This is a genomic window from Micromonospora fulviviridis (genome assembly GCF_014648395.1).
Classification (GTDB): Bacteria; Actinomycetota; Actinomycetes; order Mycobacteriales; family Micromonosporaceae; genus Micromonospora; species Micromonospora fulviviridis.
Window position 1 is genome coordinate 1 of record NZ_BMRA01000016.1, and the last position, 15,373, is coordinate 15,373.

The following is a 15,373-nucleotide window of genomic DNA, read 5'->3' on the forward strand; positions in this document are numbered from 1 at the left end:
CCGATGGGGGTCGGCCGGGTGTGGTGTGCGCAAGCACCGTCAGGCGCTCAAAAAAGGGGGGAAAGTCTTGGGGGGCATCCGGTGCGCGGGGCAAAGCCTCTTCGTCGCGCCGGGACCATGTACAACGACCGGCGGCCCACCATCATTCCGGGCCCGGCCACCCCGCCTCGCGGGGGCGTCCTCCTCGGTCGTTCACCCGGATACAACGACCCCCACCCGCCCGCCATTCCGCCGCCAGAGCGCCGGCGGCCACGCGCGAACCGGACATCGCGCCCAGGCCGGGACGGTCGGTGGAACGTCATGGATGTATCCGGACCTCGGAGACACCCATGACGTTCCACCGACGCACTCACGCCGGGCGGGAACCGGGCATTTCGCCGCTGAGGAGGTGAGGGCAGCGCCGGCGGAGGGAGCGAGGGTTCTGCCGTTGGCAGATCCGCTCACCGTGAACATCGCTCACCCCAAGCGGCTGCGGGCGGCAGGGTGGGACGCATGAGACTGCTGGTTCTGGGTGGTACGGGTTTCGTCGGTGGGGCCGTCGTGAACGAGGCGGTCCGCCGCGGCTGGTCGGTGACGGTGTTCAACCGGGGGCTGCACGGCAACGTGCCCGAGGGCGTACGCCGGTTGCGGGGTGACCGCACGGCGCCGGACGGGTTGGCGGCGCTCGCCGGCGGCGGGTGGGACCTGGTGGTGGACACCTGGGACGGCGCCCCCCGGGCGGTCCGGGACGCGGCGCGCGCGCTGAGCGGGGCGGTGCCGCACTACGTCTACGTCTCCAGCGGCTCGGTCTACGCGCCCCCGGTCGGGCTGGGCACGGACGAGGACGCGCCGGTCTTCCCGGCCGAGGCCGATGCGGGCGACGGGGACTACCCGCACAACAAGGCGGGCGGGGAGCGGGCCGCCGTGGAGGTGTTCGGCGACCGGGCGCTGCTGGTGCGGGCCGGACTGATCCTCGGGCCGGGTGAGGACATCGGGCGGCTGCCCTGGTGGCTGCACCGGATCGCCCGGGGCGGGGAGGTCCTGGCCCCCGGGCCGCGCGACCTGCCGGTGCAGTACGTCGACGCGCGCGACCTGGCGATCTGGCTGCTGGACCGGGGGATCGAGGGCGTCGGCGGGGCGTACAACGTGGTCAGCCGGACCGGGCACACGACGATGGGTGAGCTGCTCGACGCGGCCGTGGCGGTGACCGGCGCGGACGCGACGCTGCGCTGGACGGACCCGGACGCGCTCCTGGCGGCGGGCGTCGAGCCGTGGAACGACCTGCCGGTCTGGATCCCGCGCGGGCACGAGTACCGCTGGTTGCAGGAGCGGGACGTCGAGCGCGCGTACGCGGCGGGTCTGGTCTGCCGGCCGGCGGCCGAGACGGTCGCGGACACCTGGCGCTGGCTGCGTGAGGTCGGTCGGGTGCCGGCCCGGGCGGGGCGTCCGGCGCGGGCGGCGGTCGGTCTGGCCCCGGAGCGCGAGGCGACCCTCCTGGCCGCCCTGCCGGCCTGACCATCGGCCTCGCCGCCCTGCCGGGATGCGAGCCGGCAGGGCGACGAGGGTCGGCCTCAGGCCGGCACCACGGGCAGGTCGAGCACCTCGTCGACCGGACGGCGCGGGGTGGCGCGGCCGGGCTGCCCGAATCCGATCCGCATCACCATCTGCGGGGTGCCGAACCGGCCCAGGGACAGCCGCAGCGCCTCCCGCGCCCCGGACACCTCGATCGGCTGGGAGAGCATCGACACGCCCAGCCCGGCGTCGGTGGCGGTGAGCAGCACCCGTTGCAGGGCCTGCCCCGCAACGATCTGGTCGGTGGCGGTGTTCCCGGCCGAGCCGAGCACGGCGACCAGCGGCTCCGGTTCGAAGTCCCGGCCGGGCGCACGGTTGCGGCCGCCGAAGCCGCGCTGCGGCAGCAGGTCCTGCGGTTCGCTCTGCGGCCCGCCCGCGGCGGTCGGCACCCCGTCGGGCGACGGCTCGGAGCGGATCCACTCGGTCCGCTCGGCGACGTACGCGGGGTCGCGCTCCAGGACCCGGTGCGCGCTGCGGGCGATCTCGGCGAAGGCGTTGACCGCGCTGGTGCCGATGACCAGCTCCAGCCAGCACTGCTCGGCGCGGGCGGCCTCACCGAGACGCCAGCGCACGTCGGCGGGGACCGGGTCGGGCCAGAACGGCGCCCGGTTGCTGAACCGGCGGGCGATCGCCCCGTGCAGGCTCTGCTCGGCCGGGCTGGGGCGGCGCGGCACGTCGGGGACGAGCCGGGCCACCACGTCGGGGTCGCCGGGGTACGGGCGGAGCCGGACCGTGGCCGGGGTGCCCGCCACGGCGAGCGCCAGTCGAAGGTTGAACAGGGCCGCCCCGCAGGCGATCCGCGCACCCCAGCCGCTCGGGTCGGTGGCCGGCAGCCGGCGCAGCGGGTCGACGGCGAGTTCGATCCCGCCGTCGCGCAGCCGGAACCGCCATGGCTGGGTGTTGTGCAGCGACGGCGCGCGTACCGCGTCCGCGGCCGCGGCCCGCAGCTGTTCGACGGTGTAGCCCGTGGTCATGGTGTTGCTCCCTCCGCGCGGGCCGGGTCGCCCTGCCGGTTGGTTCATCCCCACGGTGCGTCACCGGGCGGGGGCGTGAGCAGGGCCGGAGGTCCCCACCTCGGCGGGACCGTCTGCCCCGCCGCGGCGCGCGACGGTAGGGACCTTCGGCCCGTGCGGAACGCCCGGGCGGCGGGTAGAAAGGACGGATGATCCGGGTGTTCCTGCTCGACGACCACGAGGTCGTCCGCCGTGGCCTTGCCGACCTGCTGCAGAGCAGCGGCGACATCGAGGTGGTCGGCGAGTCCGGCTCCGCCCAGGAGGCGTCGCGCCGCATCCCGGCGCTGCGCCCCGACGTGGCGATCCTCGACGCCCGGCTGCCCGACGGCAACGGCATCGACGTCTGCCGGGACATCCGCGCCGTCGACTCGTCGATCAAGGGGCTGATCCTGACCTCGTACGAGGACGACGAGGCGCTCTTCGCGGCGATCATGGCCGGCGCCGCCGGCTACGTGCTCAAGCAGATCCGCGGCACCGACCTGGTGGACGCGGTCCGGCGGGTGGCGGCCGGGCAGTCCCTGCTCGACCCGGCGATCACCACCCGGGTGCTGGAGCGGATCCGCAGCGGCGTCGAGCAGCCGCGCGAGCTGAAGTCCCTCACCGAGCAGGAGCGGCGGATCCTGGAGTACGTGGCCGAGGGGCTCACCAACCGGGAGATCGCCGGCAAGATGTTCCTGGCCGAGAAGACCGTGAAGAACTACGTCTCCAGCGTGCTGGCCAAGCTCGGCCTGGAGCGGCGTACGCAGGCGGCGGTGCTGGCCACCCGGCTGCTCGGCAAGACCCACTGAGGCGCGGGGCGCCCCGCCCGGTCAGTCGCGCAGCGGGACGCTCCAGCGCAGCTCCGTGCCGTGCGGGGTGACCCGGCTGAGCTGGAACTCGCCGCCCAGCCGCTCGGCCCGCTCACGCAGGTTCACCAGGCCGCTGCGGGCCGCCTCCGGGTCGCAGCCCACCCCGTCGTCGGTGACCGTGACGCTCACCCACCCGGCGTCGACCTGCACGCGCACCGACACCCGGTCGGCCTGCGCGTGGCGTACCGCGTTGGAGAGCGCCTCCCGGAGCACGGCCGTGAGCTCGGGGCGCAGCTGGTCCGGGACGGCGCTGTCGATCGGGCCGACCAGCTCCAGGTCGGGCCGGTAGCCCAGCGACTCGGCGGCCACCTCGATGGCCTCGCGGATCTCGGTGCGCAGCGCCGCGCTCATCGGGGTGCGCAGCTCGAAGATGGTGCGGCGGATGTCGCGGATGGTGGCGTCGAGGTCGTCGACCGCCTGGTTGATCCGCTTGGCCACCTCGGGCCGGGCGTTCATCGCGCCGCTCTGCAGTTGCAGGCCGGTGGCGAAGAGCCGCTGGATCACCACGTCGTGCAGGTCGCGGGCGATCCGCTCGCGGTCCTCCAGGACCACCAGCAGCTCCCGCTCCTCCTGGCCCCGCGCCCGCTCCATGGCCAGCGCGGCCTGGCCGGCGAAGCTGCCCAGCAGGGCCACGTCGTCCTCGGCGGCGGGACCGTGGTCGGGCAGGTGCGCGATGACCAGCACACCGTGCAGGGTGTCGGCCGCGGCGAGGGGGGAGACCACGGCCGGCCCGGCGACCACCGGGTGTGACCAGGGGGCCGCCTCGGCGAGGTTCTCCAGCAGCTCGTGGCGGCGCTCGGTGACCGAGCCGAGGAAGGTGGTCTCGTCGGCCGGCAGCACCTCGCCGACCAGCTTGCGCGCGCTGCCGTCGGCGCCGTCGACCACCTCGACGGTGAACTGGCGCTCGTCCTCGTCGTAGAGCAGCACGAGGGCCAGTTCCGCCTCGGCGACCTCCCGGGCTCGCCGGGCCACCAGGGTCAGCGCGTCGGTGCGGCGTACCTCGCCGAGCAGCACCGAGGTGATCTCGGCGGTCGCGGCCAGCCAGCGTTCCCGGCGGTGCGCCAGGGCGTAGAGGCGGGCGTTCTCGATCGCCACTCCGGCCGCCGCGGCGAGCGCGACCACGATCTCCTCGTCGTCCTCGGTGAACTCCGCGGCGCCCTGCTTCTCGGCGAGGTAGAGGTTGCCGAAGACGTGGTCGCGGATCCGCACCGGGACGCCGAGGAAGCTGTGCATCGGCGGGTGGTTCGCGGGGAAGCCGTAGGACCGGGGATGCTGGGTGATGTCCGGCATCCGCAGCGGCCGCGGGTCGTCGATGAGCAGGCCGAGCACGCCCCGCCCGTGCGGCAGGTCGCCGATCTGGGCGTGCAGCTCGTCGCTGATGCCGTGGACGATGAAGTCGTGCAGCAGCCGGTCGGGGCCGATCACCCCGAGCGCGCCGTAGCGGGCGCCGACCAGCTCGCAGGCCGACTCCACGATCCGCTGCAGGGTGCTGCGCAGGTCGAGGTCGGTGCCGATGCCCACGACCGCGTCGAGCAGGGCGCGCAGCCGCTCCCGGTTGGTGACCACCTCGCCGACCCGGTCCAGCATCTCCTGGAGCAGTTCGTCGAGGCGCACCCGGGACAGCGGGGTCAGACCCAGCGACGGGGTGGCGTGCTCGTTGCGGGGGTTCGGTGCGCTGGCCACCGGACGATGCTATCGCCCGGTGGCCGGCGGAACGAGATCCGTCAGGAGAGCTGGCCGCGTACCGCCGAGGTGTCGACGGTCTGCGAGGTCTCCAGCCGCGGGGTGTGCGGGGGGCCGGCGTGCGTCGGGTCGGCCAGGCCGAGGCGCATCGAGATGTACGGGAAGCCCAGGCCGGAGAGCATCTGCCGGAGCGTCTGGCGGGTGCTCTCGACCTCCACCACGCCGGAGAGCGGCACCAGGGACACGCCGTGCCGGGTGGCGGTGAGCCAGGCGGCGGAGAGCGCCTCCCCGGCGCGCAGCCAGCTGTCCGGCTCGTCCTCGCTGCCCCAGAGGATCCCGTAGACGGCGGCCCGGTCGTGCCCCTCACCGACGGGCAGGGTGCCCGGGCCGAAGTCGCGGGCCGGAACGGTGGTCTGGGGAGCCTGCTCCGGCAGCACCTCCGGCGGCAGCCCGGTGCCGGTGCCGGCCCGGCTGGTCCAGTAGGCCAGCTCCTCCTGCAACTCCGGGCTGCCCTTCTCGACCGCCGCCGCCTGCTGTGCGGCGGCGGCCAGCTCGATCTTCTGGTCGTCGTCCAGCACCTGCAGGTTGACACCCTCCTGGGTGGCGGCCCGGTCGATCTCGCCCAGCACGGCGGTCGGGACCGGCTCGTCGCTGACCGGCCGGCGGTCGGTGTGGCGGACCTGCATGCACTGGACCGTGCGCATGGCGTCCGCGTCGGCGCCGCTGGGCTTGAACCCGGTGAGCCGGGCGACCAGGTCGGGCTGGCCGGGGTCGGGCATGCGCTCCACCACCGGCGTCCAGCCCTCGGCGGCCAGCGCCACCCGGGCGTGGTGCAGCGCGGCGCCGCAGCTCACCACCAGCAGCCGGCCCTCCGGGTCCAGGGCGCTGAGGTGCCGCTCCCGGACCACCCGCAACTCCAGGGAGTCGGGGAGGACGGTCCAGTGCCACGGCTGGGTGTTGTGCACCGAAGGGGCGTGGCCGGCCATTCCGGCGGCCTCCGCGAGCGCGGTGGTCAGCGGGCGATCGGTAGCCGGCGTCTCGTGGCTCATCGTCACGACCTTTCCTGTTTCTCCCCATCGTGCCCCACGCCCCGGGTCGCCCGGGTGGGGATGCCGCTCCATCCTCGGCCATGTCCGGGCCGACCGCACGCGCCGCCCGTCCGGGCCCTTTGACCCGTCGGATTACCCAGGTTTGCCCTCCCCGGGCCGTACCGCCGCTGAGACGATCCACACGTGGGAGCGGAACCGCGCGAGTGCGTACCGGAGCATCCGGTACGGCGCCGCCGGGTGGACGTGCGGGAATGGGCCCCGCTGATCCTGCTCACCCTGGCCGTGCTGGCCGGCGCCGGGCTGTGGTTCGCCGGGCGGCGCGGCGCGGCCGAGCTGGTCTGGGCGGCGGTGACCCTGGTGGCGCTGGGGCCGGCCGTCTGGACCACGCTGCGGCAACTCTGGCGGCGGCAGTTCGGGGTGGACGTCATCGCGGTGCTGGCCCTGGCCGGCGCGCTGCTGGTCGGCGAGTACCTGGCCGGCGCGGTGATCGCCGTGATGGTCGCCACCGGCCGGGCGCTGGAGGAGTACGCCCAGCGCCGGGCCAGCCGCGACCTGCGGGCGCTGCTGGAACGGGCGCCCCGGCAGGCAAGGCGGCGCACCCCGGACGGCCGGATCGAGGTGGTGCCGCTGGACCGGGTCGCCGTGGGCGACCGGCTGGTGGTCGGCCCCGGCGACGTGGTGCCGGTGGACGGGACCGTCGAGGAGCCCGCCACGCTGGACGAGTCGGTGGTCACCGGCGAGTCGCAGCTGATCACCCGCGCCGCCGGCGAGCAGGTCGCCAGCGGCGTGGTCAACGCCGGCGCCGGCTTCGGGCTGCGGGCCGGGAAGAGCGCGGCGGAGAGCACGTACGCCGGGATCGTCCGGCTGGCCGAGGAGGCCACCGCGCGCAAGGCCCCGATGGTCCGGCTCGCCGACCGGTACGCCGCCGCGTTCGTGCCGTTCACCCTGCTGCTGGCCGGGCTGGCCTGGCTGCTGTCCGGCCAGTTCCTGCGGGCGGTGGCGGTGCTCGTGGTGGCCACCCCGTGCCCGCTGCTGCTGGCCACCCCGATCGCCATTGTGTCCGGGCTGTCCCGGGTGGCCCGCCGGGGCGTGCTGGTCCGCGACGGCGGGTCGCTGGAGCTGCTCGGCCGCGCGCGTACGCTGCTGCTGGACAAGACCGGCACGCTCACCGCGGGCCGCCCGCGCGCCGCCGAGACGGTGGTCGCCCCCGGCGGCGACCGGGACGAGCTGCTGCGGCTGGCCGCCTCCGTCGAGCAGCTCTCCCCGCACGTGCTGGCCGCCGCCCTGGTCCGGCAGGCCCGCGAACAGGGGCTGCCGCTGGCCGAGCCGACCGGGGTCACCGAGGAACCGGGACGCGGGGTGACCGGACGCGTGGACGGCCGGCTGGTCCGGGTCGGCCAGCTCGGCGGCGAGCCGCCCGAGTGGGCGCACCGGATCCGCGAGCGGGCCGAACTGGCCGGGCGCTCCACCGTCTGGGTCAGCGACGAGCACGGCCCGCTCGGCGCGATCCTGCTGGAGGACCCGGTGCGGCCGGACGCCCGGCGTACCGTCCGGCGGTTGCGCGAGGCCGGGCTGGACCGGCTCGTCATGGTGACCGGCGACCGGCCGCGTACCGCGCACCAGGTCGCGCAGACCGTCGGCGTGGACGACGTGATCGCGCAGTGCTCGCCGGGGGAGAAGGTCGCCCGGGTGAAGGCGGAGTCCGCCCGCGCGGTGACCGTCATGGTCGGCGACGGGGTGAACGACGCCCCGGCGCTGGCCGAGGCGCACGTCGGGGTGGCCATGGGCGCCACCGGGGCGACCGCCTCCGCCGACGTGGCCGACGCCGTCCTCACCGTGGACCGGCTGGACCGGCTCGCCGACGCCGTCGAGATCGCCCGGTACGCGCGCCGCATCGCGGTGCAGAGCGCCACCGTCGGGATGGCACTGGCCGTGGTGGCCATGGTGGTGGCCGCCGCCGGCGGGCTGCCCCCGGTCGCCGGCGCGTTCCTCCAGGAGGGCATCGACGTGCTGGTGATCCTCAACGCGCTGCGCGCCCTCGGTGGCGGCCTGCGTCGCCGGGACGTGCCCCCGCACACCCGCGAACTCCTCGACCGGTACGCCGGCCAGCACGGCGGCGTCCGCGACGTGCTGGCCCGGCTCCGGGACAGCGCCGACCTGGTGGCCACCCGGCCCGCCGACCCCGGGTGCGTGCCGGCGCTGCGCGAGGTGCACCGCCGGCTGGTCGACGAGGTGCTGCCGCACGAGGCGGCCGAGGAACGGCAGCTCTACCCGGCCCTGGCCGGCCCGCTGGGCAGCGACGAGGCCACCTCCACGATGAGCCGGGCGCACGTGGAGATCAGCCGGCTGGTGGACCGGATCGGCGGGCACCTGGCCGCCCACCAGCACGGCCGGCTGCGCCCCGACGAGGTGCCCGACCTGCTCGCCGCGCTCTACGGCCTGGACGCCGTGCTCCGCCTGCACCTGGTGCAGGAGGAGGAGGACTACTTCCCGCTCAGCCCCGCCGAGGACCGCCCCGCCACCCGCTGACCCACCGGCACCCCGTCCGCCGGGTGGGGTCAGCGTTCGCGGACCACCGCGACCGGGCACCGCGCGTGGTGGATGAGCTGCTGGCTGACCGAGCCGAGCAGCATCCCGCGCAGCCCGCCGCGCCCCCGGGAGCCGACCACCACGAGCTGCGCCGCGCGGCTCTCCTCGACCAGCAGCGCGGCCGGCTTTCCCGGGTTCGCCACCACCTCGACCGGCACGTCCGGGAAGGACTTCCGCCAGGGGGCCAGGTCCGCCTCGGCGGCGGCGCGCTCGGTGGCGCTGGCCTCCTCCGGGTCGAAGCCCGGCGGCACCCACCGCTCGCCGGGCGGCTCCCAGACCCGCAGCGCGCGCACGGGCACGTCCCGCTGCGCGGCCCGCTCGAAGGCGAAACCGATCGCCTGCACGGAGGACGGGGAGCCGTCCACGCCGACCACCACCGGCCCGGAGGTGGCCCGCTGGCCGTCCCGGACCACGATGACCGGGCAGTGCGCGTGGGCGGCGACGGAGACGGCGGTGGAGCCGGCGAGCAGTCCGGCGAAGCCGCCGTGGCCCCGGCTGCCCAGCACCAGCATCTGCGCGTCGGCGGAGCGCTCCTGGAGGACCAGCGCGGGTGGCCCGTCGAAGACCTCCCCCCGCACGGTGAGCCCGGGCCGCTCGGCGGCGGCGTCCGCCGCCGCCTTGCGGACCAGGTCCTCGACCTGTCGCCGGGCCGTCTCGTCGGGCCAGACCCCGGGGGCCACCCCGGGACCGATCCAGCCGGCCACGGTCAACCATTCGAAGACGTACGCCAGCCGGACCGGCCGGCCCGAGCGGCCCGCCTCGTCCAGCGCCCAGTCCAGGGCCACCGACGCGTCGGCGGAGCCGTCGTAGCCGACCAGGATCTCCTCGCTGTTCACCGTGCTGGCCCTTCGTTCGCGGCTGCGGGGCTGGCAAGCCCACTCCTCACGCTCACTGTCAGCTCCGCACGCCGGGGTCGGTCTCCCGGATCCAGCGCCACTCGGCGACCCGGGGGTCGTCCTCGCCGTACCGGCGGGTGTAGTCGCGGCAGGCCTGCCGGGCGTCGACCATCTCCTGGCGCAGGTGGGCGGCGCGCGAGCGCAGCCCGGGCAGCCGGTCGATGACGTCGATGACGAGGTGGAAGCGGTCCAGGTCGTTGAGCATCACCATGTCGAACGGCGTGGTGGTGGTGCCCTCCTCCTTGTAGCCACGGACGTGCAGGTTGTCGTGGTTCGTCCGCCGGTAGGTGAGCCGGTGGATCAGCCACGGGTAGCCGTGGTACGCGAAGATGACCGGCTTGTCGCGGGTGAAGATGGTGTCGAACTCGTTGTCCGGCAGGCCGTGCGGGTGCTCCGACGGCGGCTGCAGGCGCATCAGGTCGACCACGTTGACCACCCGGACCTTCAGGTCGGGCAGGTGCCGGCGGAGCAGGTCGGCCGCGGCCAGCGTCTCCAGGGTCGGCACGTCGCCGGCGCAGGCGAGCACCACGTCCGGCTCGGCGCCGTCGTCGGTGCTGGCGAAGTCCCAGATGCCCAGGCCGCGGCGGCAGTGCTGGACCGCCTCGTCCATGGTCAGCCAGTTGGGCGCCGGCTGCTTCCCGGCCACCACCACGTTGATGTAGTGCCGGCTGCGCAGGCAGTGGTCCATGGTGGAGAGCAGGGTGTTGCCGTCCGGCGGCAGGTAGACCCGGACCACCTCGGCCTTCTTGTTGACCACGTGGTCGATGAAGCCCGGGTCCTGGTGCGAGAAGCCGTTGTGGTCCTGCCGCCAGACGTGGCTGGAGAGCAGGTAGTTCAGCGAGGCCACCGGCTCCCGCCAGGGGATGTGCCGGGTCACCTTGAGCCACTTGGCGTGCTGGTTGACCATCGAGTCGACGATGTGGATGAACGCCTCGTAGCTGGTGAAGACGCCGTGCCGGCCGGTCAGCAGGTAGCCCTCCAGCCAGCCCTGGCACAGGTGCTCGGAGAGCACCTCCATCACCCGTCCGTCGGGGGAGAGGTGGTCGTCGCCCGGGAGCCGGCTGCCGATGAACGCCCGGTCGGTGACCTCGAAGGCGGCGCCGAGCCGGTTCGAGGCGACCTCGTCGGGCCCGAACAGCCGGAAGGTCTCCGGGTTGCGGGTGATCACGTCGCGGATCCAGGGGCCCAGTGCGCCGGCGGCGCCGGCCATGGGTTTGCCCGGCTCCTTGACGTCGACGGCGTAGTCCCGGAAGTCCGGCAACTCCAGGTCGCGCAGCAGCCGCCCGCCGTTCGCCACCGGGTTGGCGCTCATCCGCCGGTCGCCCGTCGGGGGCAGCTCGGCCAGTTCGGCGACCGGCCCGCCGGTGGCGTCGAACAGCTCCTCCGGCCGGTAGCCGCGCAGCCAGCGCTCCAGCTCGGCCAGGTGCGCCGGGTTGTCCCGCACCTCGTCGATCGGCACCTGGTGGGCGCGGAAGGTGCCCTCGACGTGCTTACCGTCGACGTCCTTCGGCCCGGTCCAGCCCTTCGGCGTACGGAGGATGATCATCGGCCAGCGGGGTCGCTCGACCTCGCCGCCGGAGCGGGCCCGGCGCTGGATCTCGGTGATCTCGTCGACCGCCCGGTCCAGCGTCGCGGCGAGGGTCTGGTGCACCCGGGCCGGGTCGTCGCCCTCGACCACGTACGGCTGGTAGCCGTAGCCGCGCATCATCTCCAGCAGGTCCTCGGCGGGGATCCGGTCGAGCACCGTCGGGCTGGCGATCTTGTAGCCGTTGAGGTGCAGGATGGGCAGCACCGCCCCGTCCCGCGCCGGGTTGAGGAAGACGTTGGACAGCCAGCTCCCGGCCAGCGGCCCGGTCTCCGCCTCACCGTCGCCCACCACGCAGGCGACCAGCAGGTCCGGGTTGTCGAACGCGGCTCCGTACGCGTGGCTCAGCGCGTACCCCAGCTCGCCGCCCTCGTGGATCGAACCCGGCACCTCCGGCGCCACGTGGCTGGGGATGCCGCCGGGGAAGGAGAACTGGCGGAACAGCCGCTGCATGCCGGTCTCGTCGCGGGGGATGTGGTGGTAGAGCTCGCTGTACGTGCCCTCCAGCCAGGTGTTGGCCACCAGGGCGGGGCCGCCGTGGCCCGGGCCGGTGACAAAGATGGCGGACAGGTCCCGGTTGACGATGACCCGGTTGAGGTGTGCGTAGAGAAGGTTGAGGCCGGGGCTCGTGCCCCAGTGCCCCAGCAGTCGCGGCTTGATGTGCTCGGGCTTGAGCGGCTCGCGGAGCAGCGGGTTGTCGAGCAGGTAGATCTGCCCGACAGTCAGGTAGTTCGCCGCCCGCCAGTAGGCGTCGAGCCGACGCAGCTCGTCTTCGGTCAGTGGGCTGTGCAGGTCCAGAGCGGTGTCCATGCTGCGTTAGCCTCTCGCGGCTCGGGGTCTTCTGCCACCCGGGAGCGGATCGGCCGCCCCCGGCACGTCCAGCCTCGCCCTCCGGCCGGCGGACGCGTCAGGGCCGTTGGTCCCGGGCCGGGCGGGCGTCACGACCCGTCCTCGTCGTCGGGGTCGAGTCCACGCACGACGATCACCGGGGCCGGCGAGTGGTAGAGCAGCGTCTGGCTGACCGCGCCCAGCATGCCCCGCAACGGTTCGTCGCCGCGCGCCCCGACCATCGCCACCTGCGCCGAGCGCGACTGTTCCACCAGGACGGCGCCGGGGTCGCCGCGGACGGTGTGGCACTCGGCGGCCACCCGGGGATGCCGGGCCGCGTGCCGGGCGACGGCCTGGTCGAGCAGGCCGTCGTCGCCGCCGGTGTGCTGGTTGGGCTCCACCACGTGGATGGCGAGCAGCCGGGCGCCCCGGCGTTCGGCGCAGTCGAAGGCGTACCCGAGGGTGGCGCGCGAGCTGTCCGACCCGTCGAAGCCGACGAGCAGCGGTCCCGGCGGCGGTGGTTCGAGCCGGCCGACCAGCACCGGGCAGCCGGCCCGGGCGGCGAGCTGCACGGCCGGCGCGTCGGCCGGTACGCAGGACGGGCAGCCGGCCATGCCGCCGTCGCCGATGGCCAGCAGGAAAGCCGAGTCGGAGGCCCGGATCAGCGCCTCGACCGGGGAGCCCTCGACGATCTCGTCGGTCACCGGCACCGTGGGCGCGGCCTCGGCGGCCGCCTGCCCGGCCTTCTCCAGCAGTTCCTCGGCGGCGGCGCGCGGGCCGCTCACCGAGAACGACTCCAGGGCCGCCGCCCAGTTGAAGGCGTGCAGCAGGTGCAGCGGCCGGTCGTGCGCGGCGGCTTCCGCGGCGGCCGTCCGGACCACCTGGAGGTCCTCGGCCGAGCTGCCCACGCCGACCACCACCGCGCCATGGGTGGGTGCGGGCATCCCGGCTCACCTCCCGACCGCGCTCTCCTCACCCACGGTAGTCGGGTGGTCGCGCGCCCGGACCGGGTCAGCGGAACTGGAGCCGGTTCACCGCGTCGAAGACCCGGGCGCCGAACAGCCGGCGGGTGTGCACCATCGCCCAGGCGGCGGCGGTGACCAGGTAGCGGGTGCGCGGCCGGCGGCCGGTCACCGCGCGCTCGATCACCCGGGCCACCGTGTCCGGCGTGGCCGAGAGCAGCCGGTTCCGGTACGACCGGGCCATCACCGCGTCCACGGTCTCGACCATCTTCCGGTACGGCCCGGTCGGGTCGGCCCCGGCGCCCAGCGAGGAGGAGGCCACCGCGCCGAAGCCGGTGCGGATCAGCCCCGGCTCGACGACGGCCACGTCCACGCCGAACGGGCGTACCTCCTGGCGCAGGGCGTCGGAGATCGCCTCCACGGCGTACTTGCTGGCGTGGTAGTAGCCGCCGCCGGGGAAGACCAGCCGACCGCCCATCGAGCTGACGTTGACGATCCGGCCCCGGCCGGCCCGGCGCATGCCGGGCAGCACGAGTTGGGTGAGCCGGGCGAGCCCGAAGACGTTGGTCTCGAACTGGGCGCGCACCCGGTCGAGCGGGGTCTCCTCGATCGGGCCGTACTCGCCGTAGCCGGCGTTGTTGACCAGCACGTCGACGTGGCCGTGCGCGGCCTCGACCGCGGCCACCGCGGCGCGCATGGAGTCCTCTTCGGTCACGTCGAGGGCGAGCAGCCGGGCGCCGGAGTCGGCGAGGTCGGCGATCGCGTCGAGGTTGCGCGCGGTCGCGTACACGGTGAGGTCGGGGCGGCGGGCGAGCCGGCGGACGGTGGCCCGGCCGATGCCGGAGGAGGTGCCGGTGATGAGGACGGTGGTCATGCGGGGTCTCCCGGGTGGGGTGGCAGGCCCGCGACGACCAGCGCGACGCCGTCGCGCAGCCGCCGCCGGGGCAGGTCGGGGTCGGTGAGGTCGGCCTCCAGGCCGCGGGTGAGCGCGACCAGCACGTCGGCCACCGCGCGGGCCCGTGGCCCGGCGGCGTCGGCCAGCGCGCCGGCCACCACGTCGGTCAGCTCCCGGGTGTACGCCTCGACGAGGTCGCCGGTGAGCTTGGTGCTGGTGTCGAGCAGTTCGGTGGCGTGCCGGCTCTCCCGGTGCAGCCGCAGGGTGAGTTCCAGCTTGGCGGCGAGCACGTCGTGCAGCCGTCGCGTCAGGTCGGCGCCGGGCGTGGCGGCGGCCTGGCGGGCCTGGGCGAGCGATCCGTCGAAGAGCCGCTCGGCGAGCCGGCGGTAGGCGTCGTCCTTGTTGCGGACGTACTGGTAGACCGCGGGACGGGACATGCCGGCGGCCGCCGCGATGTCGTCCATCGTCGTGCGCCGCATCCCGTGCCGGGTGAAGCACTCGTACGCGGCGGTCAGGATCGTCTCCAGCCGGTCGTTCGACATGCTGACGATTCTTGCACAGAATGTCAGGCCGTCACGCGTGTCACCCGTCACCCCGCGGATCCGGCGGTCGGGGGAGGGGGTCAGCGAGGGCTGGGCAGGGTGGGGTGGACGCGGACGACCACCGCGGTCGCGTTGTCCTCGCCGCCCTCGGCCAGGCTCGCGGCGAGCAGTGCCCGCACGGTCCGGGCCGGGTCGCGCCGCGCGGCCAGCAGGTCCCGCAGTCGGTGGTAGCCGAGCTGGTCGCTCACCCCGTCGGTGCAGAGCAGCCAGGTGTCCCCGCTGCGCAGCGGCACGGCGAGCAGGTCCGGCTCGGGCTTGTCGGGGTGGCCGACGTAGCGCAGCAGCTGGTAGCGGGCCCGGGCCGCCTCCGGCGAGTCGGGCGGCCACCAGCCGTGCAGCAGGCCGAGCCAGGCCATGGTGTGGTCGACCGTCACCAGCTCCAGCAGCCCGTCGCGCAGCCGGTACGCCCGCGAGTCGCCGAGCTGGACGAGCCAGCCCTGCCCGCCCTCCGGCTCGGCGACCAGGGCGGTGAGCGTGCAGCCGGTCAGCCCGGCCAGTCCCGCCCCGGCCCGGCGTACCCGGAGCTGGGTCTCGGCCGTGGCGGCACGCAGCCCGGCGCCGTCGACCACCGGCCAGCCGGCGCGGACCTGCGCCACGAAGGTGCTCATCGCGGTGGTGCCGGCGATCCGGCTGCCCTCGCCGTCGCCCATGCCGTCGGCGACCGCGACCAGCGGCAGCTCCGGGTCGACGTGCAGCACGTCGAAGTTCTCCGGGTAGCGGTGCCCGACCACGCTGCCCCCGGCGACCTCCAGGGTGAGCCGGCCGACGGCCAGCCGGCGGGGGGCCTGGACCGGCTGGTCCAGCGGGCGGCGGCGGAACACCTGCGGACCGTAACACCGGTCCGGGCCACGGATCGGCAGGTCGCGGCCACG

At 75.0% G+C, this 15,373-nt stretch carries 12 protein-coding genes and 1 pseudogene; 4 read left to right on the forward strand and 9 right to left on the reverse strand.

Translation table 11 applies throughout. The features are described from left to right. Nucleotides 1–492 precede the first annotated feature (492 nt). Nucleotides 493–1,494: an NAD-dependent epimerase/dehydratase family protein gene (locus IEY96_RS29760; protein WP_189198127.1), complete on the forward strand. Its 1,002-nt coding sequence runs from the start codon at nucleotides 493–495 to the stop codon at nucleotides 1,492–1,494. Between the two features lie 56 nt (nucleotides 1,495–1,550). On the opposite strand, the gene IEY96_RS29765 is transcribed toward IEY96_RS29760, so the two are convergent. Next, entirely contained in the window at nucleotides 1,551–2,525 is a 975-nt protein-coding gene (locus IEY96_RS29765; RefSeq protein ID WP_189198128.1) for an Acg family FMN-binding oxidoreductase, read from the reverse strand. Nucleotides 2,526–2,713: 188 nt separating this feature from the next. On the opposite strand from IEY96_RS29765, the gene IEY96_RS29770 reads away from it, so the two are divergent. Then, nucleotides 2,714–3,352 carry a response regulator gene (locus tag IEY96_RS29770; RefSeq protein ID WP_189198129.1) on the forward strand — a complete coding sequence of 213 codons (639 nt, stop codon included), beginning with the start codon at nucleotides 2,714–2,716 and terminating at the stop codon, nucleotides 3,350–3,352. Between the two features lie 21 nt (nucleotides 3,353–3,373). Here the strand turns inward: IEY96_RS29770 and IEY96_RS29775 are convergent, their stop codons facing one another. After that, the gene (locus IEY96_RS29775; RefSeq protein WP_189198210.1) at nucleotides 3,374–5,044 is read right to left on the reverse strand and encodes a GAF domain-containing sensor histidine kinase; all 1,671 of its coding nucleotides are present in this window, start codon (nucleotides 5,042–5,044) and stop codon (nucleotides 3,374–3,376) included. Nucleotides 5,045–5,136: 92 nt separating this feature from the next. Further along, the gene (locus IEY96_RS29780) at nucleotides 5,137–6,144 is read right to left on the reverse strand and encodes an Acg family FMN-binding oxidoreductase (RefSeq protein WP_189198130.1); all 1,008 of its coding nucleotides are present in this window, start codon (nucleotides 6,142–6,144) and stop codon (nucleotides 5,137–5,139) included. Between the two features lie 183 nt (nucleotides 6,145–6,327). On the opposite strand from IEY96_RS29780, the pseudogene IEY96_RS29785 reads away from it, so the two are divergent. Next, a pseudogene (locus IEY96_RS29785) lies at nucleotides 6,328–8,190 on the forward strand (heavy metal translocating P-type ATPase); the annotation flags it as partial. A gap of 18 nt (nucleotides 8,191–8,208) precedes the next feature. After that, nucleotides 8,209–8,673 (forward strand): hemerythrin domain-containing protein, encoded by a 465-nt coding sequence (locus IEY96_RS33440; protein ID WP_268247179.1) that lies wholly within the window; start codon nucleotides 8,209–8,211, stop codon nucleotides 8,671–8,673. 29 nt (nucleotides 8,674–8,702) lie between these two features. Here the strand turns inward: IEY96_RS33440 and IEY96_RS29790 are convergent, their stop codons facing one another. The 6 genes from IEY96_RS29790 to IEY96_RS29815 form a co-directional block, all read right to left on the reverse strand. Then, complete coding sequence (locus IEY96_RS29790; RefSeq protein ID WP_189198132.1) at nucleotides 8,703–9,569, reverse strand: universal stress protein; 867 nt, start codon at nucleotides 9,567–9,569, stop codon at nucleotides 8,703–8,705. Nucleotides 9,570–9,627: 58 nt separating this feature from the next. Further along, nucleotides 9,628–12,024 (reverse strand): phosphoketolase family protein, encoded by a 2,397-nt coding sequence (locus tag IEY96_RS29795; protein ID WP_189198133.1) that lies wholly within the window; start codon nucleotides 12,022–12,024, stop codon nucleotides 9,628–9,630. 128 nt (nucleotides 12,025–12,152) lie between these two features. Then, complete coding sequence (locus IEY96_RS29800) at nucleotides 12,153–12,986, reverse strand: universal stress protein (protein WP_189198134.1); 834 nt, start codon at nucleotides 12,984–12,986, stop codon at nucleotides 12,153–12,155. 67 nt (nucleotides 12,987–13,053) lie between these two features. Beyond that, nucleotides 13,054–13,878 (reverse strand): oxidoreductase, encoded by an 825-nt coding sequence (locus IEY96_RS29805; protein ID WP_189198135.1) that lies wholly within the window; start codon nucleotides 13,876–13,878, stop codon nucleotides 13,054–13,056. Next, on the reverse strand, nucleotides 13,875–14,441 hold the full coding sequence (locus IEY96_RS29810; RefSeq protein WP_189198136.1) for a TetR/AcrR family transcriptional regulator: 567 nt from the start codon (nucleotides 14,439–14,441) through the stop codon (nucleotides 13,875–13,877). The genes IEY96_RS29805 and IEY96_RS29810 overlap by 4 nt, the downstream gene beginning before the upstream one ends. 80 nt (nucleotides 14,442–14,521) lie before the next feature. After that, nucleotides 14,522–15,322, reverse strand: a complete 801-nt coding sequence (locus tag IEY96_RS29815) for a PP2C family protein-serine/threonine phosphatase (RefSeq protein ID WP_189198137.1) — start codon at nucleotides 15,320–15,322, stop codon at nucleotides 14,522–14,524. Nucleotides 15,323–15,373: the final 51 nt, after the last annotated feature.

What these genes read in the sequence shown, in the direction of transcription:
- IEY96_RS29765 (WP_189198128.1), bottom strand. Translation starts at nt 2,525, where the DNA reads ATGACCACGGGCTACACCGTCGAACAGCTGCGGGCCGCGGCCGCGGAC.
- IEY96_RS29795 (WP_189198133.1), bottom strand. Translation starts at nt 12,024, where the DNA reads ATGGACACCGCTCTGGACCTGCACAGCCCACTGACCGAAGACGAGCTG.
- IEY96_RS29805 (WP_189198135.1), bottom strand. Translation starts at nt 13,878, where the DNA reads ATGACCACCGTCCTCATCACCGGCACCTCCTCCGGCATCGGCCGGGCC.
- IEY96_RS29810 (WP_189198136.1), bottom strand. Translation starts at nt 14,441, where the DNA reads ATGTCGAACGACCGGCTGGAGACGATCCTGACCGCCGCGTACGAGTGC.
- IEY96_RS29760 (WP_189198127.1), top strand. Translation starts at nt 493, where the DNA reads ATGAGACTGCTGGTTCTGGGTGGTACGGGTTTCGTCGGTGGGGCCGTC.
- IEY96_RS29770 (WP_189198129.1), top strand. Translation starts at nt 2,714, where the DNA reads ATGATCCGGGTGTTCCTGCTCGACGACCACGAGGTCGTCCGCCGTGGC.
- IEY96_RS29800 (WP_189198134.1), bottom strand. Translation starts at nt 12,986, where the DNA reads ATGCCCGCACCCACCCATGGCGCGGTGGTGGTCGGCGTGGGCAGCTCG.
- IEY96_RS29780 (WP_189198130.1), bottom strand. Translation starts at nt 6,144, where the DNA reads ATGAGCCACGAGACGCCGGCTACCGATCGCCCGCTGACCACCGCGCTC.